The organism is Pseudophaeobacter sp. A-200-2 (assembly GCF_041008815.1).
Taxonomy (GTDB): Bacteria; Pseudomonadota; Alphaproteobacteria; order Rhodobacterales; family Rhodobacteraceae; genus Phycobacter; species Phycobacter gallaeciensis_A.
In genome coordinates, this window is record NZ_JAXGFU010000009.1 from 214765 (window position 1) to 240213 (window position 25449).

Annotated in this window: 22 protein-coding genes; 9 read left to right on the top strand and 13 right to left on the bottom strand. The window is 62.4% G+C overall.

Annotation, left to right across the window (positions count from 1 at the left end; genetic code table 11):
- Positions 1-11: 11 nt before the first annotated feature.
- Positions 12-449, bottom strand: a complete 438-nt coding sequence (locus SM766_RS15165) for a hypothetical protein (protein WP_368948323.1) — start codon at positions 447-449, stop codon at positions 12-14.
- Positions 450-650: 201 nt separating this feature from the next.
- On the opposite strand from SM766_RS15165, the gene SM766_RS15170 reads away from it, so the two are divergent.
- Entirely contained in the window at positions 651-1643 is a 993-nt protein-coding gene (locus tag SM766_RS15170) for a GT-B fold glycosyltransferase domain-containing protein (RefSeq protein WP_368948325.1), read from the top strand.
- Between the two features lie 19 nt (positions 1644-1662).
- Here SM766_RS15170 and SM766_RS15175 read toward each other — a convergent pair whose 3' ends face one another.
- Positions 1663-2556 (bottom strand): LysR family transcriptional regulator, encoded by an 894-nt coding sequence (locus SM766_RS15175; RefSeq protein ID WP_065272994.1) that lies wholly within the window; start codon positions 2554-2556, stop codon positions 1663-1665.
- 133 nt (positions 2557-2689) lie between these two features.
- On the opposite strand from SM766_RS15175, the gene SM766_RS15180 reads away from it, so the two are divergent.
- The 3 genes from SM766_RS15180 to SM766_RS15190 all read left to right on the top strand — a co-directional run bounded on the left by SM766_RS15180 (position 2690) and on the right by SM766_RS15190 (position 6025).
- Positions 2690-3880, top strand: coding sequence for a cytochrome P450 (locus SM766_RS15180; protein ID WP_065272995.1), 1191 nt, complete (start codon positions 2690-2692; stop codon positions 3878-3880).
- Between the two features lie 75 nt (positions 3881-3955).
- Positions 3956-4987, top strand: a complete 1032-nt coding sequence (locus SM766_RS15185; RefSeq protein WP_065273778.1) for a TRAP transporter substrate-binding protein — start codon at positions 3956-3958, stop codon at positions 4985-4987.
- Between the two features lie 153 nt (positions 4988-5140).
- On the top strand, positions 5141-6025 hold the full coding sequence (locus tag SM766_RS15190) for a DMT family transporter (RefSeq protein ID WP_368948327.1): 885 nt from the start codon (positions 5141-5143) through the stop codon (positions 6023-6025).
- Positions 6026-6434: 409 nt separating this feature from the next.
- On the opposite strand, the gene SM766_RS15195 is transcribed toward SM766_RS15190, so the two are convergent.
- From SM766_RS15195 to dctP, 4 genes are all read right to left on the bottom strand, one after another.
- On the bottom strand, positions 6435-7475 hold the full coding sequence (locus SM766_RS15195; RefSeq protein ID WP_368948328.1) for a fatty acid desaturase: 1041 nt from the start codon (positions 7473-7475) through the stop codon (positions 6435-6437).
- A gap of 313 nt (positions 7476-7788) precedes the next feature.
- Positions 7789-9144, bottom strand: a complete 1356-nt coding sequence (locus SM766_RS15200) for a TRAP transporter large permease (RefSeq protein WP_065272999.1) — start codon at positions 9142-9144, stop codon at positions 7789-7791.
- Positions 9145-9147: 3 nt separating this feature from the next.
- The gene (locus SM766_RS15205; RefSeq protein WP_368948329.1) at positions 9148-10470 is read right to left on the bottom strand and encodes a TRAP transporter small permease subunit; all 1323 of its coding nucleotides are present in this window, start codon (positions 10468-10470) and stop codon (positions 9148-9150) included.
- Between the two features lie 94 nt (positions 10471-10564).
- Entirely contained in the window at positions 10565-11662 is a 1098-nt protein-coding gene (dctP, locus tag SM766_RS15210; RefSeq protein WP_065273001.1) for a TRAP transporter substrate-binding protein DctP, read from the bottom strand.
- Between the two features lie 526 nt (positions 11663-12188).
- Here dctP and SM766_RS15215 point away from each other — a divergent pair.
- Entirely contained in the window at positions 12189-14684 is a 2496-nt protein-coding gene (locus tag SM766_RS15215) for an ATP-binding protein (RefSeq protein WP_368948330.1), read from the top strand.
- 30 nt (positions 14685-14714) lie between these two features.
- Here SM766_RS15215 and thiD read toward each other — a convergent pair whose 3' ends face one another.
- The 7 genes from thiD to thiC are packed head-to-tail and all read right to left on the bottom strand — an operon-like array spanning position 14715 to position 20789.
- A complete protein-coding gene (gene thiD / locus SM766_RS15220) occupies positions 14715-15506 on the bottom strand; it encodes a bifunctional hydroxymethylpyrimidine kinase/phosphomethylpyrimidine kinase (RefSeq protein WP_368948331.1) in 792 nt (263 codons plus the stop codon).
- Complete coding sequence (locus tag SM766_RS15225; protein WP_368948332.1) at positions 15503-16477, bottom strand: ThiF family adenylyltransferase; 975 nt, start codon at positions 16475-16477, stop codon at positions 15503-15505. Before SM766_RS15225 ends, thiD begins: the two co-directional genes overlap by 4 nt.
- The gene (locus SM766_RS15230; RefSeq protein WP_368948334.1) at positions 16474-17067 is read right to left on the bottom strand and encodes a thiamine phosphate synthase; all 594 of its coding nucleotides are present in this window, start codon (positions 17065-17067) and stop codon (positions 16474-16476) included. Before SM766_RS15230 ends, SM766_RS15225 begins: the two co-directional genes overlap by 4 nt.
- Positions 17067-17834 carry a thiazole synthase gene (locus tag SM766_RS15235; protein ID WP_368948335.1) on the bottom strand — a complete coding sequence of 256 codons (768 nt, stop codon included), beginning with the start codon at positions 17832-17834 and terminating at the stop codon, positions 17067-17069. The genes SM766_RS15230 and SM766_RS15235 overlap by 1 nt, the downstream gene beginning before the upstream one ends.
- A 3-nt stretch (positions 17835-17837) precedes the next feature.
- Complete coding sequence (thiS, locus tag SM766_RS15240; protein WP_347509634.1) at positions 17838-18035, bottom strand: sulfur carrier protein ThiS; 198 nt, start codon at positions 18033-18035, stop codon at positions 17838-17840.
- Complete coding sequence (locus SM766_RS15245; RefSeq protein WP_368948336.1) at positions 18004-18972, bottom strand: FAD-dependent oxidoreductase; 969 nt, start codon at positions 18970-18972, stop codon at positions 18004-18006. The genes thiS and SM766_RS15245 overlap by 32 nt, the downstream gene beginning before the upstream one ends.
- A complete protein-coding gene (thiC, locus tag SM766_RS15250; protein ID WP_274837718.1) occupies positions 18969-20789 on the bottom strand; it encodes a phosphomethylpyrimidine synthase ThiC in 1821 nt (606 codons plus the stop codon). The genes SM766_RS15245 and thiC overlap by 4 nt, the downstream gene beginning before the upstream one ends.
- 470 nt (positions 20790-21259) lie before the next feature.
- Between thiC and bioB the strand changes: the two genes are divergently transcribed.
- Genes bioB through bioA form a run of 4 tightly spaced genes read left to right on the top strand, consistent with a single transcriptional unit; the run spans position 21260 to position 25388 of the window.
- Positions 21260-22267: a biotin synthase BioB gene (gene bioB / locus SM766_RS15255; RefSeq protein WP_368948338.1), complete on the top strand. Its 1008-nt coding sequence runs from the start codon at positions 21260-21262 to the stop codon at positions 22265-22267.
- Positions 22264-23451 carry an 8-amino-7-oxononanoate synthase gene (locus SM766_RS15260; protein WP_368948339.1) on the top strand — a complete coding sequence of 396 codons (1188 nt, stop codon included), beginning with the start codon at positions 22264-22266 and terminating at the stop codon, positions 23449-23451. The genes bioB and SM766_RS15260 overlap by 4 nt, the downstream gene beginning before the upstream one ends.
- Entirely contained in the window at positions 23448-24077 is a 630-nt protein-coding gene (gene bioD / locus SM766_RS15265; RefSeq protein WP_368948340.1) for a dethiobiotin synthase, read from the top strand. The genes SM766_RS15260 and bioD overlap by 4 nt, the downstream gene beginning before the upstream one ends.
- 15 nt (positions 24078-24092) lie before the next feature.
- The gene (gene bioA / locus SM766_RS15270; RefSeq protein ID WP_368948341.1) at positions 24093-25388 is read left to right on the top strand and encodes an adenosylmethionine--8-amino-7-oxononanoate transaminase; all 1296 of its coding nucleotides are present in this window, start codon (positions 24093-24095) and stop codon (positions 25386-25388) included.
- The last annotated feature ends 61 nt before the right edge of the window (positions 25389-25449 follow it).

Below are 25449 nucleotides of genomic sequence, written 5' to 3' on the forward strand. Positions count from 1 at the left end.
GGGGCGTCTGCTCAGGGGGTGGCCGGTTGCCCTTGCCGGTTCACGGTCTGGGTCTCGACCGTCATATTATCATAGGTAAGCTCGATCGTGATCGTCTCGATGCTGCCTGGGGCAAAGGCGCGGTAGGGCAGGCCGTCTTCCTCATGAATGGCGTTCGGGGCGGTCTGATCCAGATGGCAGGGCGGCAGAGGCCAGATTTCCGGGCCGCCATCGTTGATCGATAACCGGATCCGTGCCAGCCCGCAGCGCCAGGACCACAGGTGGGTGACATAGACCAGATCCTGCCCGTTGAAATCCCGGACCGAGATCCAGTTGGCGCGGGTGGCTGCCAGGATCGGCTTGACCTCTGCCGCGGTGGTGAAGGGAGGATCTGCCAAGGCGGGCGTCCCCAGTGTCAGGGCGCAGGCCAGCGGAACCAGAAGATTTCGGGACAGGGGGGTAAACATCATACTCTTTCCTTCAACATGAGGGCCTTCAACAAAGCGGGCCATTTAGCATAGCAGAGCATTGCGAAGACGCCCCCTTTGCAACAGCGTCCAGAGCCAGCACGCCCGGCGGGGCAGAATAGTTTTGACCCTGTCTGCATGGGATTATACTGAAGAAATGCACCCCGCACAGCCATCTTGAGCAGGCGGGCAAAGAGGTTTCAGATGGCAGAGCAGCCGCCCTTCAACATCGTAATCGTCGCTCAGAACGGCAGGTTGCAATACGAGGCGATCCTGTTTGCGGCCTCGCTCCGCCATGCCTCGCCCGGGTTCACAGGCCGCCTGTTCGTGGCTACGCCCCGGCCCGGTCCGCTGTGGAAAAAGGATCCGTCTTTGCGCAGCCAGCAGGTTCTTTCGGTGCTGGAAAGGCTTGGCGCAGAGATCCTGCCCTTTGACAGTCAGCTGTTCGGGGAAAACTATGCCTATGGCAACAAGATCGAGGCCTTGCAGGCATTGCCCGAGGGCGAGCCATTCGTGTTTTTCGATAGCGACACGCTGATCACCGGTGAGCTCTCCGAGGTGCCGTTCGATTTCAGCCGCCCCTCGGCCTCTTTGCGCTGCGAAGGGACCTGGCCCAAGCCAACGCTTTATGGGCCGGGCTATACCGGGATCTGGCGGGCACTTTATGACCGCTTCGGGCTCGATTTCGAAAGCAGCCTCGACCTGTCGCAGCCCGAGGGATACTGGCGGCGCTATCTTTATTTCAACGCCGGGTTCTTCTACGGCGCTTGCCCGCGCCGGTTTGGCGCGCGCTTTGCCGAATATGCCACCTCGATCCGGGATGATCTGCCAGTCGAACTGGTCGGCCAGTCGCTGGATCCCTGGCTGGATCAGATCGCGCTGCCTTTGGTGATCCATTCCTTTGGTGGTGGGCGCGATGCGTTGCCTTCGGGCTATCTTGATGGGCAGACCAGCTGCCATTATCGGCTGTTTCCGCTGCTCTATGCGCGCGAAACCGATCACGTCATTAAGGTCCTGCACGAGGCATCGGCCCCGAACTGGATCAAGAAGGTGCTGAAAACCTACGAGCCGATGAAGCGGATGATCTATCAGGGGCGGGGCGAAAAGGTGCGTGCGCTGTTTGATCAGGCGAACCTGCCACGGCGTGAACAGGCGATCCGCAACCGCATCAAATCCGAAGGTCTGTGGATGCGCTGATGACCCAAGGTCGCGCGGGTCAACAGACGCGGGCGATCTGGTCGCGCAGCCAGACGTGCATCGCTGAATGATGGGTGCGCGATGTCCAGGTCAGGTCGATTTCGAACTGCCCGGGAAAGGGGCAGGGCGCGGCCTGAACCCTATCCTTGAAATGTTCGGCCAGCCGCGATGGCAGCGTGGCGATCATATCGGTGCCTTCCAGCAACTCCGGCAAGGTGGCGGGGCTGGGAATCGACATCACCTGATTGAGCGATTTCCCCGCCGCCGCGATTTCCATCAGAAATCGGGACCGCCAGGAATCACCATAGTTCACAACCACTTGCGGCACGGCCAGAAATTCCGCTTCGGAGCGCGGCATGCGGTCCGGCGGGGCATCGCGGGCCATCACCATGACCGCATGTTCGCTCAGCAACGTGCGGCGGAAATAATTGCTGCCCTCGATCCGTACCGGCCCGATCAGAAGATCGCTTTCGCCGCGGTCCAGATGTTGCTTGCCTTCCACGGTCGAGGTCAGGATCGAAATGCGCAGTCCCGGCGCGCTGCGGCGCAGGTTGCGCATCAGTTGCGGCAGGATGGTGGCGCGTTCGTAGTAGTTACAGGAGATGGTGATCTCGGCCTCTGCCTCGCCGGGGTCAAAGGCGCGCGGTTCGGCCAGTTGCAGCACCTCGTCCAGCATCCGGCTGGAGGTGGCGACGATTTCCTCGCAGCGCTCGGTCGAGACCATGCGCCCGCCCTGGCGCACGAACAGCGGATCGCCAAAGGCGCGGCGCAGCCGGTCGATGGTATAGCTAACGGTCGACTGGTTGATGTTTAGCGTCTCGGCCGCCCGGGAAAACGACCGGTAGCCATGCACTAGACGCAGGGTGCGCAAAGCAGCGAAATCAATGCTGAGTGGATCGGGATTGGATTTCATTTTAGCAGTCTAACCCGTTTGCACACCTCTTGTATTGAAAAAATGCATGTTCAAAATCAACAAAATCGGATTGCCTCATTTTGGCCGGAGCTTTTAGGCTCGTTCGGATCACGTCGCACTCGGGGAGGAGAAGATGACGGTTTCGATGCTGCAACAGGCACCGCAGGAGGAGACGATTACGATCCGGGACCTGACCCTGGATCCTTATCCGATTTACCAGCGCCTGCGCCGGGAGGCGCCCGTAGTGCGGGTGAAATCGCTGGGCCGCACCATGCTGACCCGCGCCGAGGACACCAAATACGTCAAAGACAACCCAGGCATCTTCAGCTCCAACGATCCCAAGACGCCGATGCAGCGGGCCTTCAGAGCGCATACGCTGATGCGCAAGGATGGCGCCGAACACGCGCGGGAGCGCGAGGCGATGGCGCCGACCTTTACCGGGCGCAATATCAAGGGTTGCTGGGAGGGTATCTATACCAAGATTGCCGAGGATTTCGTCGCGGGGCTGCCACGCGGCGAAACCGTGGACCTGTTCCCGGCGCTGGCGGGCCCCTTTGCGGCGCGCTGCCTGAAACACCTGTTGGGTATCCCCGAAGCCAGCGACGATGACATGCAGCGCTGGAGCCAGATCCTGATCGACGGGGCCGGCAACTTCGGCTTCACCGATGAGCTGTTTGCCCAGTGCGATGCGGCGAACGATGAAATGGATGCGCTGTTCCGTGCTGCGATCCCGCGCCACAAGGCCGATCCCAACCCCAGCGCCCTGTCTGTGATGGTGAATGCCGAGGATCCGATCCCCGAAAGCCAGATCTTTTCCAATATCAAGATCGCCATCGGCGGCGGCATCAATGAACCGCGCGATGCGCTGCTGACCATCCTCTACGGCCTTTTCACCAATCCTGAACAACTGGCCGAGGCAAAGGACAAGGCGCTATGGGGCCAGGCCTTTGAGGAGGGGGTGCGCTGGGTTGCACCGATTCAGGCCAGCTCGCGCCTTGTGCTGGAGGACACCGAGATCCGCGGACACCTTATCCCCAAGGGCGATACGGTGATGACCATTCAGGCCTCGGCCTGCCGCGACGAAGAGATTTTCGAGGATGGCGAAAGCTTCAACATCTTCCGCGAGCGCAAGCCGCATCAGGCCTTTGGCAACGGACCGCATTTCTGTCAGGGCACACATATTGCCCGGCGCATGTTGGCTAATATCATGCTGCCGATGCTGTTCGACCGCTTCCCCAACATGACCCTGTCGGACAGCGAGCCAGTCAATTTCTACGGCTTCGGCTTCCGCGGACCCCGGAACCTGCCGGTCACGCTGAACTGACAGCCACACACGTATAACAAAGGGGCGGTGATCTAATGCCGCCCCGGTCTTCATCATCATCTGGGAGGAAACATGATGAAACATACCCTGCTGGGCGCCGCGTTTTTTGCCGCGGCCACCGCATTGTCACCACTGATGGCACAGGCGCAGGAGGTGACGCTGCGGCTGCACCAGTTCCTGCCGCCCCCCGCCACCGTGCCAAAGATGATCCTGAAACCCTGGGGCGCGCAGGTGGAGGAAGCCTCTGGCGGGCGGATCAAGATTGAGCATTTCGATGCCATGTCGCTGGGCGGAACCCCGCCGGGTCTGATGGATCAGGCGGCTGATGGGGTCGCTGATATGGTGATGACCGTGGTGGGCTATACGCCCGGCCGCTTCCCCAAGACCGAAGTGTTCGAACTGCCCTTCATGATGACCGATCCGGTGGCCACCTCGAAGGCCTTCATGGAACTGGTTGAAACCGATCTACAGGAAGGCGAGTACAAGGACGTCAAGGTGCTGGGCGCCTGGGTGCATGGCCCCGGGGTGATCCACACCGAAAGCGGTGTGAGCAAGCTGGAAGACATGGAAGGGCAGACCCTGCGCGGTCCGACCCGGATCATCACCGATATGCTGAAGGAACTGGGCGCCACCCCAGTTGGCCTGCCGCTCCCCGCCATTCCCGAGGCGCTCTCCAAGGGCGTGATCAGCGGCACCGTGATCCCTTGGGAGGTCACTCCGGCGGTCAAGCTGACCGATCTAGTGGAACACCACACCGAGTTCAGTGGCAAGGAGGCGCTTTATACCGCGACCATCGTGCTGGTGATGAACCGCGACAAGTACAACGCCCTGCCGGATGATCTGAAGGCTATTCTCGACGCGGAATCGGGCCAGAAACTTTCGGCCTTTGCTGCCAAGGTCATGCTGGAGCGCGATGCGCCGGGCCGCGAAATCGCCGAGGACAAGGGCAATGAGATCGTCGTTCTGGACGAGGCCGAAGTGGCCCGCTGGAAAGAAAAGGCGCAGCCTGTGATCGCCCGCTGGATTGATGAGGTCGGCAGCAAGGGCATCGACGGAGAAGCCCTGATTGAACAGGCCAAGGCGTTGATTGCCAAACACGGCGGATAACACCCCAATCCCAGAACCGATGGGGTACGAAAGGGCGTGGGTCGCTGACCTGCGCCCTTTCTTTGTGCCGGGGATCCTGCGCGGGCGGCTCTGCGTTGCAAGTTGCGGGCTTTGCGGCGATAGATCGTGCAGAGGCAGCACGCAGGGGCGGACATGGGGTCTTTCAGATGGATGGGGCTGGGGGCGGTGATCCTGGCAGCGATGCTCTGGGGTACCACCGGGACAGTGCAGGCCCTGTTGCCTGCGGGCCGTGATCCGCTTGCTGTGGGGGCGCTGCGCCTGCTGTTCGGCGCCGGTGCCCTGTGCATACTGGCACTGATGCAACCCAAGAACCGACTGGCCCTGCGGCATCTGCCGCTGCCGGGTGTCCTGTTCGCCGGTGTGGCGATCGGCAGCTACAACCTGTTGTTCTTCTACGCGGTCGCGCTGGCCGGGGTCGGGATCGGTACCGCGGTCGCCATCGGCAGTGCGCCGATCTGGGCCACGCTGTGGGAGCGGTTTGCGCAGGGGCGCAGGTCCGGTCCTCTGCGGCTCATGGGGCAGGGGGTGTCGGTTCTGGGCGTTGGTCTTCTGGGCTATGCGGGCGCAGGCGAGGGCGGCGCACTGTCGGGGGTTATCCTGGCGCTGCTCTCGGGTGGCTGCTATGCGGCCTATTCGCTGGCCACCAGTCGCATGGGCGGCACGCTGCCTTCGACCGTGATCGCGGCTTCGACCTTTACCGTTGCGGCGCTGGTAACTGCGCCGGTTCTGTTCATGGTGCCGCTCGATTGGCTGGCGGGGCCCTCCGCCTGGACCGGGTTGGTATTCCTTGGCGTTGGGGCCACGGCGCTGTCCTATGCGCTTTATACCTGGGGGCTGACCCGGGTCACCGCATCCACCGCCGTTACTCTGGCGCTGGCCGAGCCGGTCACCGCATGGTTCCTCGCCACCATAGTGGTGGGAGAGGCGGTAACGCCGGGCGGTCTGACCGGCGTGGTGATGATCCTTACGGGCCTGCTGGTGGTGACCCTGTTTCGCGACCGGGCGCCGGGGCGGTAAGGCGCCATGAGGCAGGACCTGCAACAGCTGTTGCAGCGGCTCCTTCGCCGGGGACTGTGCCTTTGCGCGGATACGAACAGGGCGGGGAGGCTGGCTGATACTCTGCCGCGCTGACGCTGGCAGGCACCGGATCAGAGATCGCCTCTCCCTTGAATTCCGGCGCGTCGAAATCGAACCGGCGCAGCAGCCGGAACAATGCCCTGCGCCGCAGCGCAGCCTCTTCTTTTTCGAGCAATTGATGCATGTTGATCAGACCCCACGTCCACAGATTGGAAAACCCTGGCATGCGCGTTGCAAACAGAGAGTTTCCGGCGATCCGGAAAAATAGCGAGAGTTTTCGGAGTATTAAGCTGAGTGAACCGCGTCTTTGCTCATGAAAGACGCGGTTACAGGGTGGCTTTGACCCGGATCAGGCCGCCGCCAGCAGAGGGCGGGCCTGGGCAAAGGACAACAGGCGGCGGCTGTCTTCGTCCCAGAGGTGCAGCCGCGCATTGGCCAGGCTTTCGCGGATGGTCATGCGGTTGCTTTCGGCCAGTTCCTGATGGTCGCGCAGCACTTCGGTCAGCCGGTAGAACGGGATGCGGCTGTAAAGGTGATGCACGTGGTGGATGCCGATATTGGCGCTGAACCACTGTAGCACGGCGGGCAGCTGGTAGTAGGAACTGCCGTGCAGGGCGGAGTCATGCAGCTGCCAGTCTTCGTTGCTGTCCCAGTTGGTATGTTCGAACTGGTGCTGCACGTAGAACAGCCAGACGCCGATGGTTGCCGCCAGCAGGGTGGTCGGCAGGAAGATCAGCAGCAACGGTTGCCAGCCGCCGAAATACCAGATCGTCAGCAGCGCCGCCGCAATGGCCAGATTGGTGAGCATGGCGCTGACCCAGTATTTCGCACTGTCCATCAGTCCCAACGGCACCCGGTTTTGCAGCAGGAACAGATAGCTGGGGCCAAGGCCGAACAGCACCAGTGGATTGCGATACAGCCGGTAGACAAGGCGCTGAAACGGACCAAGCGCGCGGTATTCGGCGACGGTCAGCGTGTGGACGTCGCCCATGCCGCGTTTGTCGAGGTTGCCGGTGGCGCTGTGGTGCACCGAATGGGTGCGGCGCCAGACATCATAGGGCGTCAATGTGACAACCCCCATGACGCGCCCGATCCAGTCGCTGAAGGTCCGGTTGGGGAAGAAGGCGCCATGGCCGCAGTCGTGCTGAATGGCGAAGAGCCGCAGCAGGAAGGCGGCGTTGAAAAGGGAAATGCCGAAGGCCAGCCAGTAGCTGACCGACAGGCTCCACCAGGCCAGCGCCCAGAGAATCACGAAGGGAATGACGGTTGCACCCAGTTCAAAGGCGCTGCGCAGCTGGTTGGGATCCCGGTAGCCGGCAAGGGTTTTCACCCAGTCGCGTGCAGGAGTTGCACCCCGGGGGGTGCTTTGTAGGTCGGTCGTGTCGGTCATGCGCCTGCTGTATTATTGCTTCTTGATTGTCCCGATACCCTAGCAGATGGGTATGGCAAGCGAAATTTGAAACTCCTTTGCTGGAACAGGAACTGCGGTCATGGTCTGTGCGGGCGCTTTTGCGGCGTGAAATCCGGCCAAGAACACATTCAACCAGCTGATTTTGAGGGATAAAGCAGGTCGTGCTTCTCTGCTGGGCCGGGGATTGGCAGAGACAATGCGCCGCAAGGGCACAAAGTCACAAAAATATGAGCCGCCCCGGGGCGGAGCGGCTCATGGTTGGGTGTCTTGGCCGGTTGGGCGGCAGTCTTGCTTAGCCGTAAACCAGGCGCGGCAGCCATGTGATGATCTCGGGGAAGACCATGCAGAGGATCAGGCCGAGGATCTGCAGGCCAAGGAAAGGCAGCGCCGATTTGAAGATATCCGTCATCGGGATTTCTGCCGGAGCCACGCCGCGCAGGTAGAACAGCGCATAGCCAAAGGGCGGTGACAGGAAGCTCATCTGCATGTTGACGAGGTAGAGCACCCCGAACCACAGCACCAGATCCGCCTCGGAGGTGAGGCCAAAGGGTTCAGGCCCCATCGCCTTGATGATCGGCACAAAGATCGGCACGCAGAGCAGCAGGATACCCACCCAGTCAAGGAACATGCCAAGTACCACCAGGACGATCATCATGATGATCAGGATACCCCAGGGACCAAAGCCGGTTGCCTCCAGCGCCGATTGCACGAACTGCTGGCCGCCTTCGAGGACGTAGAGACCGACAAAGATGGTGGCGCCGAACATGATCCAGATCACCATGGCGCTGGCCTTGAGCGTGCCGATCGAAGCCTCGCGCACGGTCTGCCAGTCCAGCTTTCGGTGGATGGCGGCGACTATGAAGGCACCGAAGGTGCCGATGCCGGCCGCCTCAACCGGGGTAGCAACACCGGTAAAGATCACCCCCAGAACGATGACGATCAGAGCGATAGGCGCCGACATATTGCCCATCAGGCGCATCTTCTCTGCAAAGCTGACGCGTTCTTCCACCGGGATCGGCGGGCCAAGCTTGGGATTGATCGTAGAGCGCAGGATCACATAGAGCACATATGTGCCCGACAGCATCAGCCCCGGAAACACCGCGCCGATGAACAGCTCACCCACCGATTGCTCGGCCACCACGGCATAGATGATCGCCAGGATCGACGGTGGGATCAGGATGCCGAGCGTACCGCCCGCCATGATAGACCCCATCGCGATCTTCGGATCATAGCCGCGTTTCAGCATCGCGGGCAGGGCGATGATGCCCATGGTCACCACTGCGGCGCCGATGACGCCCACCATGGCCGCCAGAACGGTTGAGGCGATGATGGTCGCGGCGGCAAGGCCGCCTTTGACGCCGCCCAGCACCTTGTAGATCACATCGAACATGTCGTTGATGATCCCGGCCCGTTCCAGCATCGAGGCCATGAAGATAAAGAGTGGGATCGCCGAGAGCTGATAATTGGTCATCAGCGGGAAGATCCGGCTGGGCACGATATTTAGTGCCCTCTCATCGCCAAGCACATAGAGGAACACGCAGGCCAGACCGCCGGTGACAAAGGCCAGCGGTAGCCCCGCCAGCAAGAGCGCCAGCAGCGAGCCGAACATGATGAGTGTCAGCCACTCAATTCCGATTTCCAGACCCATGTCTTAGGCCCCCTTCACGATTGCGCGCACGTCCTGCGCAAGCTTGGAAATACCCTGCAGAACCAACAGCAGGCCGCCGATCACCATGACCCATTTCATCGGCCACAGCGGGATTTCCCATTCATTGAAGCTGATTTCGCCCCAGCGGATATTCGGATCGGTCCACTGCGCCAGGTTCATGCTGCCCAGCATTTCACCAAATCCGATATTGCCGCGCGCCCATTCCGAGATGAACCCGTTGCCGGTCGCCACCGCGTTCGCGTCCAGCGCGAACTTGTAGCCGGTGAAGAGCAGGGTGAAGGCGAAGATGAAGAAGAAGATCGAGGTAAACAGATCCGCCCAGGCCCGTTTCGGACGGCTGAGTGGCGCATAGAAGATGTCGACGCGTACATGCGCCTCGGTCAGCATCGCATAAGAGCCGGCAATCAGGTACTGCATGCCGAACATCAGATACATCGCCTCATGCGCCCAGTTGGTGGGCGAGCCGAAGACATAGCGGCTGATCACTTCGAAGTAATAGACGAAGACCGCGATTACCGCCCAATAGCTGACGAATTCACCCGCCATCAGGGATGTCCGGTCGATCCAGCCGGTCCAGCCCGTCGACACATGGCTGGAATCCTCGACCCGCTCAGATTCTTCCAGCTCCCGCAGGGCCTTTTCTGCTTCGCTTTCGGGTTCTTCCTCGGGCAGGTTCTGATTGGCGCGGCGCACCAGCCCCGGCATCAGCACCGCATCGACCAGCATCGCCGCCAGCAGCACATAAAGCGCATAGGCGCCGACCTTGTTCCAGAAGGCCAGATTGTCGCCTGCCACTTCCAGCGCGGGGGTGGCGGTTTTCAGATCCTCGGTTGCCTGCGCGATCCTTTCGCGCCCGTCACTCAGCCGCTGTTCGGCGCGGGCGATGTTCTTTTCAGCGCGGCGTTTGGCAAAGGTGCCTTCTTCGGCCTCGGCCAGATCCGCGCGCATCTTGGGCAGGTCCGCCTCGGCGGCTTCGATCCGGCCGGTTTCGCGCTCCAGCGTCCGTTCCGCCTGACGCACCACGTTGGAGGCATCCGACAGCACGCTGCGGGCTTCCTGGCCGTTGGAGTTTGAGATCAGGATCAGAATGAAGACCGGAATGAAGGCCAGGCCCATCAGGCTGCGCAGATAGAAGCGGTGCAGACCCAGCATGCCGCCGGTCACGAGAATGAAATAGCCAAGCGCGTTGGTATATTTGCTGGGGCCGGTCCGTGGCCGCCTGGCCAGGACCATGGCCACCAGCGGAAAGACGATCAGTCCCACCCAATAGGCCCAATGGGGCAAGGTGACATCGAGGCTGGGCATGGGGTCCCCCGTTATTTTTGATTGTTTGAGGTCAGAGCAACGGACCCGCACGCGATGTGCGGGTCCGCATTGGTCAGCGTCGCCTGGGGTCTGATTACAGATCCAGCGACATGCCTTCGGTCAGGGCCGGGTCCACATATCCAAGCGAGCCGGACTGCATGTAGTCGAGGATGGTCTTGAAAATGCGGGCGCTGGATTTGTCGCGGTTGGCGTATTTGTACCAGACCGGGACGGCGACTTCGGTCATCAGCTCCACATCGTCCTGGCTGAGGCGGGTAACCTCGGTTCCGTCGGCCTCGAACTTTTTCCAGGCTTCCTGGTCGGCGGCCTGGATCGCGGCGTGGTGCATGTCGGAATAGACGTGGGTCTCCATTTCGACGAACTGCTGCATCTGCGGCGACAGCGCGTTCCAGCTCTCCATGCCCACGGTCAGGTCCATGATGTCCACCGGCTGGTAGAGCGACATGAAGCCCGGAGGACCCATGACGATATAGTCGGTCACCTGGCTGAAGCCGAGCGAGTAGTTCACTGCGGGGCCCACGTAGTCGGCCACGTCGATGGTACCCTTCTCCAGCGCCGGGAAGATTTCCGAACCGGGCAGAACCGTGGTTTCGGCGCCGATCTCGGTAAAGATCTCGGCGACCATGCCACCGGGCAGGCGCATCTTGCGGCCACGGAAGTCGTCGATCGAGCGGATCGGAACCTTGGAGTGGATGATATTCGGGCCGTGGTGGATCGGGCCGACGAAATGCATGCCCTGCGCCTTGTAGAGCTCGCGCGCCATATCAAGGCCGCCAAGCCCATAGTAGAACACGTCATATTCATGCGGGTTGCGCAGCCCCAGCGGGAAGGACGACAGGAACACCGCCGCCGGGATGATGCCCTGGGCATAGATGGTAAAGGGGTTCACCGCGTCCAGAACCCCATTCTTCACCGCGTCATAGAGCTGAAAGTCCCCGACGACGTCATTGGCGCCAAAGGGTTGAAAGGCCAGCTCACCGCCGGTCTTTTCGACGATGCTACCGCACCAGTCCTTGAAGATCTGCAGACCTGCACCGCCCGGCCAGGATGTCTGCACCTTCCAGGTTTTTGTGTGACTCGCCGCCGTTGCGATATGGGGTGCGGCCAGTCCCGCTGCACCCAGACCGGCAAGACCTGTCAGCGCGCCGCGGCGCGTTACGATTTTTGACATGATTTTTTTCCTCCCTAAACCTGTCTTGCGACAGTTCCGAACCCGCTTCCTCCTGCAGGTTCTTGAATATGTTAGGCGGGGAAGTACAAATTTTCAAAATCATATATGTTGTTTTTCGCAAAGGGATGGATAACGCTCGGGTAAGGATTTGATTCAACTACGGGAATACCGTTCCTTCCGGCACGCGACCGCGGACTGTATTTTTTGTCGGTGTTTCCCTTGGGTCACTTTGCACAGGTTTTATCGGCATGGGAGCGCGTGTTCAGCCATATTGTCCTTGCTCCCAGGGGGCGGCTGTGCTGTTGCGGCGGCCAGATGGCGTACCGCCAAAAGGAGAGCGGACGTCCGTTGGGTAGGGTGAAGGTGCAACGGGGATGTTTATATTTCTACCGTTAAGAGCTATTGAACCACTTAAGGCCATAAGGGGAATTGCCGGTTGTTTTGCGGCACCCATTGCAATTTTAAGAGGCTTTTGATGGTCGTGAGTTCCAATACACGTGCAGATTTGCGCCGTGTGGCCAGGGGAGTGTCCAATCGCTCTTACCTGTCGGTGCTTGTGACCATTGTGGTACTAGTCGGCGCCTCGATATTTGCCGAGCAGCAGAACTCCACCATCTACAGCCAGCGTCTGCGCGCGGATGTGCAAAGCGAGGTCGGGTTGATCCGATCCCGGCTTGAGGGCGCGCTCAATGCCGATATTCAGTTGGTGCAGGGCCTGGTTGCAGTGATGTCGACCGAGCCGGACATGACACAGCAGCGGTTTTCCGATCTGAGTGCGCAGATGATCGGGCGGGACGGGCAGATTACCCATCTTGCCGCCGCGCCCGATCTGGTGATCTCCCTCATTCACCCGCTGAAGGGCAACGAGGCTGCACTAGGTCTTGATTACAACCAGCACAAGGCGCAGCGCGCGGCCGCTGAGCAGGCCCGCGATACTGGCAAAATCGTTCTGGCCGGACCGGTCAAATTGGTACAGGGCGGCGAGGCCTTCGTGGCGCGCTTCCCTATTTTTACCTCGCAGGACGGTCCCTTGCGCTTTTGGGGTATTTTGTCAGCAGTCATCAGTGCCGATGGGTTATACGAGACCGTTGGTCTAACCGACCCGGATCTGGGCCTCGATATCGCGATCCTTGGAAAAGACGGCAAGGGCGCGGCTGGCGGTCAGTTCTTTGGCTCCGAAGAGGTGATGGAAAACAACCCGGTGCGCACCGATGTGTCGCTGGCCGAAGGCAATTGGGTGCTGGCCGCCACGCCGAAGGGCGGTTGGGAGGTGATGCCGGACAACCTCTGGACCTTGCGGTTGCTGCTGCTCGCAGGCGGGCTGCTGGTCCTTGTGCCCACCGCGCTTGCCACCCGCATGGCCGATGCCCGCAGCCACGCGATCGAGAAACTCAAACGCCGCGAACGGGATCTGGAAACCCTTTCCCGGCGTCTGGAGATTGCCGTTGAGACCTCCAAGATCGGCATCTGGGAGCTGGACGCGGAGACCGGTGAACTGATCTGGGATCGGCGCATGTCCGACCTTTATGGGATCGAGGCGCTGAACGGGAAAATCAATTTCTCCGAGTGGAAGAAGTGCCTGCATCCGGACGATTGCCAGCAAGCCGTGGAAACCTTCTGGCGCGCTACGCACGATGGCAAGAATTACCTCTCGGAATACCGCATCTTGCTAGAGAACGGCGAGCAAAAGCATATCCGGGCGCTGGGCTGCGCCTTCTCCGATGCCTCTGGGAGACTGCGCATGATCGGGGTCGATTGGGATGTCTCTGGCGATGTGCACCTGCGCGAAGAGCTGATCCGTGCCAACCGGGCTCTGACCCAGCGCAACAGCGAGCTACACGAGGCCAAGCTCAACGCCGAACAGGCGGACCGGGCGAAATCGGAATTCCTCGCCAATATGAGCCATGAAATCCGCACACCGATGAATGGCATCCTTGGCATGGCGGATCTTCTGGCCGAGGCGGAACTGCCAGATGAAGAGCAGCTTTATGTGGAAACCATCCGCGATTCCTCCAATGCTCTGCTGAAAATCATCAACGACATTCTTGATCTCTCGCGCCTTGAAGCCGGCAAGCTGGACATAACCCCGACGGATTTCGATCTGCGCAGCTGTATCGTGCAGGCAGTGAACCTTTTGCGGCCCAAAGCCAACGGCAAGGGGCTGACGGTTGAGGTGGAGATCGACGAAACCCTGCCGCAGCGCATGCGCGGTGACGATGGCCGCTTGCGCCAGATCCTGGTCAATCTTGTGGGCAACGCGGTCAAGTTCACGGCGCAGGGCGAGGTTGTCGTGCGTGTCACCAGTGATCCGAAGGCGCCCTACCGGCTCGTGGTTGAGGTCGAGGACACCGGGATCGGCATTTCCGAAAGCCAGGCAGAGCATATCTTTGACCGTTTTGCGCAGGCGGACGCGGCCACTACCCGTGCCTTTGGGGGCACCGGCCTTGGCCTGACCATCTCCAGCATCCTGGCCGAGCGGATGGGCGGCACCATTTCGCTGCAGCCGAAACAAGCCGCCGGACAGGGCTCCTGTTTCCGGCTCGAAGTCCAACTGGAGCCGGAACAAACCCCAGCGGCTCAGCAGAAAACGGAAACTGCTCCTGCGGTGGCAACCGAGGTTCTGACCGGCGCCCGGATCGTGCTGGCTGAGGACAACCGGACCAACCGGCTGCTGATCCAGAAATATTTCGCCGGGCTTCCTGTTGAGTGCGTCGAGGCCGAAAATGGCCGCAAAGCAGTTGATCTCTGCCGGGAGCAAATGCCGGATTTCGTGCTGATGGACATGTCCATGCCGGAACTGGACGGGGTCGAGGCGACAAGGGAAATCCGCGCTCTGGACGGCCCGCAACCGGTGATCGTGGCGCTGACTGCCAATGCCTTTGACAGCCACCGCACAGAATGTCTGGAGGCGGGAATGGATCATTTCCTGCAGAAACCGATCCGCAAGGCCGTCCTTCTCCAGACGCTGGCTACTTTGCAGATGGCCCGCATGCCGGAGGCCGAAGAAGTGCGGGTCGGATAGCGCAGGATCGGGCCGCCGCTTCCCATGCTCTTAATCGATTTGCTGCTGAACCAGCCATTCGGTCAACGCCGTCTTGGCCCGTGCGCAGGCTTCCTCCAGCGCGTGCCCCTGCGCCAGCTGGCAGGAGATGGCCGTAGCCAGCGCGCAGCCGGTGCCCCGGTGCCCGTGGGGCAGGCGTGGGGCGTGATATGCATCGTGCCGCCCAGGCTGAAACAGATGGTCGGTGCTGATTGCTCCCTTCGCGTGGCCACCCTTAATTAGAACTGCGTTTGGCCCCGAAGTATGGGCGACCTGCACTGAGGATCCGGCTGGATCCGTTTTTCCATTCCAGCCCATCAGGATCTTCGCTTGTCGTTGCAGATCAGGCAGCGCCGCGCTCACGGGCTGCCCGGACAGGGATGCGCTTTCCTGCAGGTTTGGGGTCAGCAGCGCCACCCGTCGGAGCAACGGCGCTAGGCTGATCAGGTCGCCGAGCGTCCCTCCGGAAGACGTCTTCAGTACCGGGTCCAGAACCACCGGCATCTCTGGCGGTAGCAACTCGGCGACCGCGCGGGCAGCTTTGGGTGTGCCCAGCATGCCGATCTTGATCGCCTGAACAGGCGCCTCACGCAGCGCAGCGGTGATTTGCGCTGCGATATCTTCGGGCGGTACGGGCCAGAGCGACGTGAGTGCGGTGCTGGTCTGGGCGGTGACGGCTGTGACCACCGGCGCCACGCTGCAGCCCAGCCGTTGCGCCATTGCCGTGTCCCGGGTGAGGCCCGCGCCGCCACTGGAATCCGTGCCTGCAATCACCAGAATGCGCGGAGTTCCCGGCTCGATCACGTGGCACCCGCTGCCAGCAGCGCTAGATTTTTGTAGCCGCGCTGTTGCAGGCAGCGGGCGGCGCTCCAGGCCCGCAACCCGCTGTGACAGCACAGGACGATCCGGCAGTCGTCTGGCAGGTCGGCACTCAGAATATCCTGTGGCAGCAGGCGCAGGGCCTGCGGTGTCACCGGCGCTGATGCCTCGGACGGATCGCGCAGCTCGACGACTTGATCCTCTGGCTGGATGTTGGCTGCGGCGATGAAGGGCAGGGCGATTTCCGGCTCTTCCGCTTCGTCAAAGCGGAAGCCGCCGGGGGTCAGCGTCGCCATGTCTAGCGTGATCAACTGCCCCAGTGGTGAGGGCGCATGTCCCAAGAGCGCCTTCAACGTCATCTGCGCCTGAAGTGCTCCAATGCTGCCCACCACCGGCCCCATGATCCCGGCGCTGGCGCAGGTGGCGCCGCTGGCCGGGGGATCGGGAAAGACCGCCCGCAGGGATGGCGCGTCGCCGCAAAAACCACCGACATAGCCGGATTGTCCCAGCGCCGAGGCGGAAATCAGCGGCGTACTCTGCGCCTTGCAGCAATCGGACAGGATATAGGAGGCGGCGACACTGTCGGCGGCATCTACCACCAGATCGGCCTGTGCCACGGCGGCGGGCGCGTTGAGCGGGTCGAGTGCGTGCGGATCTGCATGCAGCCGCAGATCAGGATGCGCCCGTAGTAGGTGGTGGCGGGCTGCCTCTACCTTTGGCGTACCGAGATCCCGCATATCGAACAGCGGTTGGCGGTGCAGGTTGCTTTCCTCCACCACATCGGGGTCCATCAGGGTGATTTCGCCCACACCAGCCCCGGCTAGATAGCTCAGCACCGGGCAGCCAAGCCCCCCGGCGCCCACCACCAGCACATGCGCCGCCGAAAGCCGCGCCTGTCCCTCGGCGCCGACCTCGGGCAGGGCGATCTGGCGGGCATATCTTGCGGTCTGCTTCATGATGCGCAGGCCCTGATCCATTCCCGGGTGCGGGCTTCGGGGTCGGGGGCCTGTTGGATATCGGTGACCACGGCGGCGCTGTCGGCCCCCGCAGCAAAGACACCCGGCAGACGCTCGGGCGTTAGCCCGCCGATGGCCACCAGCGGAGTATTACCGGCAAGGCACTTCCAGCGGGTCACTTGCTCCAGCCCTTGCGGATTCCACTTCATCTTTTTCAGCAGGGTCGGATAGACCGGCCCCAGCGCCACATAGGCCGGATCATGCGACAGGGCGCGATCCAGCTCTGCCTCGTCATGGGTTGAAAGCCCATAGTGCACGCCCGCGCGGCGCAGGGCGGCAAAATCGGCCGTCTCCATGTCCTCTTGTCCGAGGTGCACAAAGGAGCAGTTGAGATCCAGCGCCGCCTGCCAGTAATCGTTGACCACCAGCTGCGCGCCATGCACGGCGCAGATGTCGCGGGCGCGGGCGATCTGGCGGCGCACTTCTGCATCCGTCTGGTCCTTTATGCGTAGCTGCACCAGTTTCACCCCGTGGGGCACTAGTAGCTCTAGTCGGCCGACGTGGCCGACAATCAGGTAAAAACGTTCCATCACATCAACTCTGCAAGACCAAGGACCGGCGTCGAAGGCACCGCCAAGTCCCGCGGCTCCATTGGCTGCGCTTCGAACCCCGCGCGCCCGGCCCGAATGGCCAGATCCATTGCGCGGGCCATAGCCACAGGGTCGCCCGCCTTGGCAACCGCGGTGTTCAAGAGGACCGCATCCATGCCCAGTTCCATGGCTTCCGCCGCATCCGATGGCCGCCCGATCCCGGCATCGACGATCAGCGGCACCTCCGGGAAATGCGCCCTCATGGCGCGCAGCCCATCTGGATTGCGCAGCCCCTGACCGGAACCGATCGGCGCCCCCCACGGCATCAGCACCTCGCAGCCCGCCTCGACAAGCCGTTCGGCGACAACCAGATCCTCTGTTGTGTAGGGGAAGACCTGAAAGCCATCCTCGGACAGGATCCGCGCGGCCTCGACCAGGGCAAAGACATCCGGTTGCAGCGTATCGCCATGGCCGATCACCTCCAGCTTGATCCAGGGGGTGTCGAAGATTTCCCGCGCCATCTGCGCAGTTGTAACGGCGTCCTGCACGGTGTGGCAGCCCGCGGTGTTGGGCAGAATGCGCGCGCCGGTCTGGCGCAGCATGTCCCAGAACCCTGCGCCCGATCCCGCCGCGGTTTCACGGCGCAGGGAGACGGTCAGAACCTCGCTGCCACTGGCCTGCACTGCGTCGGTCAGGACCTGCGGCGAGGGGTATTGCGCGGTGCCCAGTAAGAGCCGCGAGGAAAGGTCGACATCATATAGCCGCATCGCTCAGCCCCCCTGCATCGGGGCGAGGACTTCCAGCCGGTCGCCTGCCGTTAACCTTGTATCATCGCGTTTGGCGCGCGAGATAAATTGCCCGTTGAGCGCGGTAGCAATCGCCGGACTGGTAAAGCCCAGCTCCTCCAGCGCGGCAGCGAGGGTGGTGGCGCGGATGTCACGCGGATCTGCGTTCACGATGATCTGCATCACTAGTCTCCGGAATCAGAATGTCTGCGGCGCGCGCGGCCATGGCGGGCGCCAGAAGAAAGCCGTGTCGGTACAGGCCGTTGAGGTACAGGGTGCCGTCCTGCCAGATCAGATCCGGCAGGTTGTCGGCAAAGGCTGGGCGCAGTCCTGCGCCGATCTCCACCACCGCCGCTTCGGCCAGGCCGGGGTGCAGCGTATAGGCCGCATTCATCAGCTCGCTGAGGGCGCGCAGGGTGGGTGGGCCGCTGGCGCTGCTTTCGACCATGGTGGCGCCCAGCATGAAATGGTGATCGGCGCGCGGCACCAGGTAGATGGGGCTGCGCGGGTGCAAAAGCCGCAGTGTGCGGCTGATCTCCACCCCGGGCGCGTGCAGGATCGCCATCTCGCCACGCACCGGGCGCAGGCCCGGCAGGGGCGCAGCCATCCCGGTGCAATCCAGCGTGACCCGCGACGGCGCCGGTGTGCCGCAGTGCAGGGTCACGCCCATCTCCTGTACCCGGGCTGCCAGATCCCGGATCGCGCGGCGCGGGTCCAGATGGCCCTCTTCCGTGAAATGCAGCCCGGCGCGGAACCGGCCCGCCAGTTCCGGCTCCAACGCGGCGATCTGCGTCTCATCGACCGCCACATGGGCGCGGGTGCGCCGGGCAAAACGGGTCAGCTCGGCCCGGTCGCGGGCGGGGGCCAGCACCAGCGTGCCGCGCCGGACCACCGGGGTGATCTGGGCCCACCAGTCGAGGGCGCGGCTGCCGAGGGTGATCACTTCCTCCTCGGCGCTTTCGCCCTCGCACCAGGGCGCCAACATGCCGCCGGCATAGCGGGAGGCGCTTTTGTCACCGATGTGGGCGCTGCGTTCATAAAGCGTCACCTCGGCCCCGCGCCGGGCCAGCTCATGCGCGGCGGCGAGCCCGGCAAGGCCCGCGCCTGCGATGGTGATCATGCCCCCGCGTCCTCAGTGTCTTTTACGGGCACGTATAGGTCGCCGCCTTCGCGGAATTTGGCGGCCATCGCCTCCATGCCTTCCTTCTGCGCCTCGGCACGGATGTCGTGGCTGATCCGCATGGAGCAGAACTTCGGCCCGCACATGGAGCAGAAATGCGCCACCTTATGCGCCTGTTTCGGCAGGGTCGCATCGTGGAAATCGCGCGCGGTTTCCGGGTCGAGCGAGAGGTTGAACTGATCTTCCCAGCGGAATTCGAACCGGGCGCGGGACAGCGCATCATCGCGCCGCTGGGCGCCGGGAAGGCCCTTTGCCAGATCGGCGGCATGGGCGGCGATCTTGTAAGTGATCACGCCGGTTTTCACATCATCGCGGTCCGGCAGGCCCAGGTGTTCCTTGGGCGTCACGTAGCAGAGCATGGCGCAGCCGAACCAGCCGATCATCGCGGCGCCAATGCCGGAGGTGATGTGGTCATAGCCCGGCGCGATATCTGTGGTGAGCGGGCCGAGCGTATAAAACGGTGCCTCGTGGCAGCACTCCAGCTGCTTGTCCATGTTCTCCTTGATCTTGTGCATGGCCACATGGCCCGGCCCCTCGATCATCACCTGGCAATCCTTGGCCCAGGCGATCTTGGTCAGTTCGCCCAGGGTTTCCAGCTCGGCAAATTGCGCTTCGTCATTGGCATCGGCAATCGATCCGGGGCGCAGCCCGTCGCCCAGGGAGAAGGAGACGTCATACCGGCGGCAGATGTCGCAGATCTCCTCAAAATGCTCATAAAGGAAGCTTTCTTTGTGATGATGCAGGCACCATTTTGCCATGATCGAGCCGCCGCGCGACACGATCCCGGTCACGCGGTTGACGGTCATCGGCACCATGTGCAGACGCACGCCTGCGTGGATGGTGAAGTAATCGACGCCCTGTTCGGCCTGTTCGATCAGCGTGTCACGGAACACCTCCCAGGTCAGGTCCTCGGCAATGCCGTTCACCTTTTCCAGCGCCTGATAGATCGGCACGGTGCCGATGGGCACGGGGGAGTTGCGGATGATCCATTCGCGGGTGTTGTGGATGTTGCGCCCGGTCGACAGATCCATCACCGTATCGGCGCCCCAGCGGATCGCCCAGACCAGCTTGTCCACTTCCTCCTCCATCGAGGAGGTCACCGCCGAGGTGCCCATATTGGCGTTGATCTTCACCTTGAAATTGCGGCCGATGATCATCGGCTCCAGCTCCGGGTGGTTGATGTTGGCGGGGATGATCGCACGACCTTCGGCGACCTCCTGACGGACGAACTCGGGCGTTACGTAATCGGGAATATTGGCGCCGAAATCGTTGCCATCGCGATGACAGGGCGAGGTCTCGCGCAACTGGTTCTCGCGGATGGCGATATATTCCATCTCGGGCGTGATGATCCCGGCGCGGGCATAGGCCAGCTGCGTCACCGCCCTGTCGCCCGTGGCGCGCAGCGGGGCCGGGCGTTGGGGGAATTCCGGCGTCAGCCGGTCCCCTTCGACAAAGCCGTTGTCCTCGGGCTTCACATCGCGGCCCTGGTATTCCTCCACATCGGCGCGCGTTAGGATCCAGTCCCGGCGCAGGGCGGGCAGGCCTTGGCGGATGTCGGTGGTGTGATCGGGATCGGTATAGGGACCGGAGCTGTCGTAGACCGGCAGCGGCGCCTCGCCCGCGGTGGGGTGGGTTGCGATTTCGCGCATTGGCACGCGGATCTCAGGGTGGATGTCGCCGGAGACGTAGATCTTGCGCGATGCGGGCAGCGGGCCGGTGGTAACGCTGGGCGCGATCGTGGAATTCTGATGGGTCATGCGGTGCTCCTCGAAGCCAAAACTCGGAAAAGACACCAGATGAGGTTTGGACGGGGAAACGCGGAACGGTCGTACCTACCGTTCGGTTCGGGCAGCGCGGAATTGGACCTGTACGGGGCCGCAACGACGCGCATCCTAGCTTCCTACGCCAGTGTCAACTGGGTCAGGTTCTAAGGGTCGCGTCACCGGCCGGAAGTGTTCCCGTCCTGTCAGCCTCTCAGTCCCCGTGGCGGGACTCCCCTGCGTGCTTTCACACCTAGGGGAGCTGCCCCCGCGCCGTCAAGAGGGTTTCTTCAGTCGCGTCTTTCGTTAAGTGGATTGTGTTAAGTTGCAGAAATATAACGAAATAATCCCGTTCCGAAAATCAACAGTCCGGGGCTTGTATTTGCTGGTCTAAGTTATCTATAAAAAAATCAAGCGGGGCGGTGGCCTTTGATAAATAATCTATAAATAGAGATGGGAGGTCCCAGATGCTGGATGCTGCGCCGATCAGAACCGACTGGACACGTGCCGAAGCTGAGAAAATCTACAATCAGCCCTTCATGGATTTGTTGTTTCAGGCGCAGTCCGTGCATCGCCAGGCGTTCGACCCCAATCAGGTACAGAAATCCAAGCTTCTGAGCATCAAGACCGGCGGCTGCCCCGAGGATTGCGCCTATTGCAGCCAATCCGCGCGCAATGGTGCAAAACTCTCTGCCAGCAAGCTGATCGAGGTGGAGCGGGTGATCGCCGAGGCGAAAAAGGCCCGGGACGCAGGCGCCACACGCTACTGCATGGGGGCGGCCTGGCGCAGCCCGAAAGAGCGCGACATGGCGGCGCTGGAGGCGATGATCCATGGGGTCCGGGAGCTGGGGATGGAGACCTGCATGACCTTGGGCATGCTGGAGGAGGATCAGGTGTTCCGCCTGCGCGATGCGGGGCTGGATTACTACAACCACAATATCGACACCTCGGAGCGTTACTATTCCGAGATCATCACCACCCGCACATTCGCCGACCGGATCGAGACCCTGAATCGGGTGCGCGAGGCGGGGATCAAGGTCTGCGCGGGCGGCATCGTCGGCATGGGCGAAGAACAGATGGACCGGATCGACATGCTGCTGGCGCTGGCAACGCTGGATGAACACCCGGATTCGGTGCCGGTGAACATGCTGATCCCGATTGCCGACACGCCACTGGCAGACGTCCGGAAACTCGACCCCATCGAATTCGTGCGCACCATCGCGCTGGCCCGGATCCTGATGCCGAACAGCCATGTGCGTCTGTCGGCAGGCCGCACCGACATGAGCGACGAGCTGCAGGCGATGTGTTTCTTTGCCGGGGCCAATTCGATCTTTGTCGGGGAAACGCTGCTGACTGCGGACAACCCCGAGGAAGACAAGGACCAGCAGCTGTTCGACCGGCTTGGGCTGGTGGCCATGGAGGCCCATTGCGAGGGGCGGGTCGGCGAGGGGCGGACTGGCGAGGCGGGCGAATGAGTATCGCCGCTACCGACACCACCACCGCCCCCACCGCCGATCCCGTCGCGGCTCTGTTTCCGCGCCAGCAGGCGCTGCTCACATCTCTTGCAGATCAGGATCGCTATCGCCGTCTGATCCCGCGGGCCGGGCACGATTTTTCATCGAACGATTATCTGGGGCTTGCGGCCAGCGATGAAATGCGCGCCGCTGCGATGGCGGCGTTGCAGCGGTGTGTGCCCGTCGGCGCCGGTGGTTCGCGCCTGCTGCGAGGCAATGACAGCGAACACCAACAGCTTGAGGAAGAGGCCGCGGCCTTTTTCGGCAGCGAGGCGGCGCTCTTCATGGGCGGCGGTTTCAACGCCAATGTGGCGATCTTCGCGACCCTGCCACAGCGCGGCGATCTGGTGCTATATGACGATCTGATTCACGCCAGCGTCCGAGAAGGGATGCGGCTGGGCCGGGCCGAAACGCAAAATTTTGCCCATAACGATGTGGCTGATGCGGCGCGGGTGATCTCTGACTGGCGCGCGGCGGGCGGCATCGGGCAGGTCTGGATCGCGGTCGAGGCGGTCTATTCCATGGATGGCGATCTGGCGCCACTGACCGAGCTGATGGCGCTGGCCGACGCGTCCGGCGGAGTTCTGGTGGTGGACGAGGCTCATGCCACCGGCCTGTTCGGACCGCAGGGCCGCGGGCTGGCGTATGACATCGCGCATCGGCCCAACGTCATCAGCCTGCACACCTGCGGCAAGGCGCTGGGTGCCTCGGGCGCGCTGATCTGCGCGCCGAAGGTGCTGATCGACATGCTGATCAACAAGGGGCGGATTTTCATCTTTGCCACCGCGCCATCACCGCTCAATGCCGCGCTGGTGCGGGCATCGCTGGCCTTGCTGCAGCAGGATGCGTCGCGCATCGACCGTGCCTGGGAGGTGATTGATCATGCCCATGCCGAGGCTGCGCGCCTGTGCGGTCTGACCGGCTTTGCCTGTCAGATCCTACCAGTGATCACAGGCGGGGACGGGCGCACGATGCAGCTGGCCTCGGATCTGCAGGCGCTTGGATATGACATTCGCGGCATTCGCCCGCCGACGGTCCCTGCGGGCACCTCGCGGCTCAGGGTGTCGATCACGCTCAACACTTCAAAATCGGTGGTGACGGAAATGTTCACCGATCTGGCACAGGTGCTGGAGCAGCGCCCATGAGCCGCACATTGGTGGTGACCGGAACCGACACCGGCATCGGCAAGACGGTGATTTCCGCTGCACTGGTGCAGGCGCTGGGCGCGACCTACTGGAAACCGGTTCAGTCCGGTCTTGAGGAGGAAACCGACAGCGCGTTCGTGGCGCGCATGACCGGGCGCAAGGTTCTGCCCGAAGCATACCGGCTGCAGCTGCCTGCTTCGCCGCATCTGTCGGCCGAGGCTGAGGGGGTCGAGATCTCGCTGGCCGAGTTTGCATTGCCCGAAGGCGCGGGCACCCTGGTCGTCGAGGGCGCCGGCGGCGTCATGGTGCCGCTGAACCGGCGTGAGCTGTTTCTCGATCTCTTTGCCCATTGGCGTGCGCCTGTGGTGCTTTGCGCGGCGACACGGCTCGGCACGATCAACCATTCGCTGCTCTCGCTGATGGCGCTCAAGGATCTGGGATGCCCTGTCGTCGGCGTGCTGTTCAGTGGCGATCCCGAACCCGAGGTGGAGGACACCATCTGTCAGTTCGGCCAGGTGCCGCATCTGGGACGGCTTCCGCACCTGGATCCGCTGACCCCGGTGACGCTGGCCGAGGCCTGCGCCGCGTATGTCGACCTTGCCACCATCCGCATGGCGCTGACCTGAAGGAAGGACATCCCGATGAACCCGCCGCTGACCCCGCTGGAGTTTGACCAGAAACACCTCTGGCACCCCTATACCAATGTCACCAAACCCGGCCGGACCTTTCTGGTAAAGGAAGCGGAAGGCGTCCATATCACGCTGGAGGACGGCACCCGTCTGATCGACGCCATGTCCTCGTGGTGGTGCATGATGCACGGGCACCGGCATCCGGTGATCACGGCGGCCATGAAGGCACAGATCGACACCCTGCCACATGTGATGTTCGGCGGGTTAACCCATGAGCCGGCGGTGGAGCTGGGACGGCGGCTGCTGGAGATCACGCCGGACAGCCTGCAGCGGATCTTCTACTGCGACAGCGGCTCGGTCTCGGTCGAGGTGGCGATGAAGATGGCGGTGCAATACCAGCACGCCATGGAGCAACCGGGGCGCAGCGAATTTGCCACGGTGCGCTCGGGTTATCACGGTGACACCTGGAAGGCGATGAGCGTCTGCGATCCCGACACCGGCATGCACCACCTGTTTCAGGGCGCGCTCAGCGTTCAGCATTTCGTCTCTCGCCCGCCGGTGGCGATGGGGCGGGACTGGAACCCGGACCCCGAGCAAAACGGCCTCGGCGAATTGCGCCGGGTGCTGGAGGCCGGGCAGGACCGCATCGCTGGGTTTATTCTGGAGCCGGTGGTGCAGGGTACGGGGGGCATGTATTTCTACCACCCCGAGTACCTCAATCAGGCGCGGGCGCTCTGCGATGAATTCGGCGTCCTGTTGATCTTTGATGAGATCGCCACTGGCTTTGCCCGCACCGGACAGATGTTCGCCACCGATTTTTGTTCGGTTGAGCCGGATATCCTGTGCCTCGGCAAGGGGCTGACCGGGGGGCATATTTCCTTTGCGGTGACGTTGAACAATGACCGGGTGGCGGAAGGCATCGGTGGCGGCAATCCCGGTATCTTCATGCATGGACCGACCTATATGGCCAATCCACTGGCCTGCGCAGCTGCCTGCGCTGCGATCGATGTGCTGACCGGGCAGGATTGGCGGGGGCGCATTGCAGATATCGCGGCGCAGATGCAGGCAGAGCTGGCCCCGGCGCGCGACCTGCCAGGGGTGCGGGATGTGCGGGTTCTGGGGGCGATCGGCGTGATCGAGATGGATCATCCGGTGTCCGCCGATGAAGCCCATGCGCTGGCGCCGGACACCGGCGTATTCCTGCGTCCCTTTGGACATAACATCTATACGATGCCGCCCTTTATCAGCACGCCAGAACAGCTGAGCGCGGTGACTGCAGCGATGCTGCGGCTTGCGCGGGTGCTGTAACCACCTGAAACTAGAAAGGGGCGACCGATCATCTGTGCCGCCCCTGATTCTTTCTGAGGCG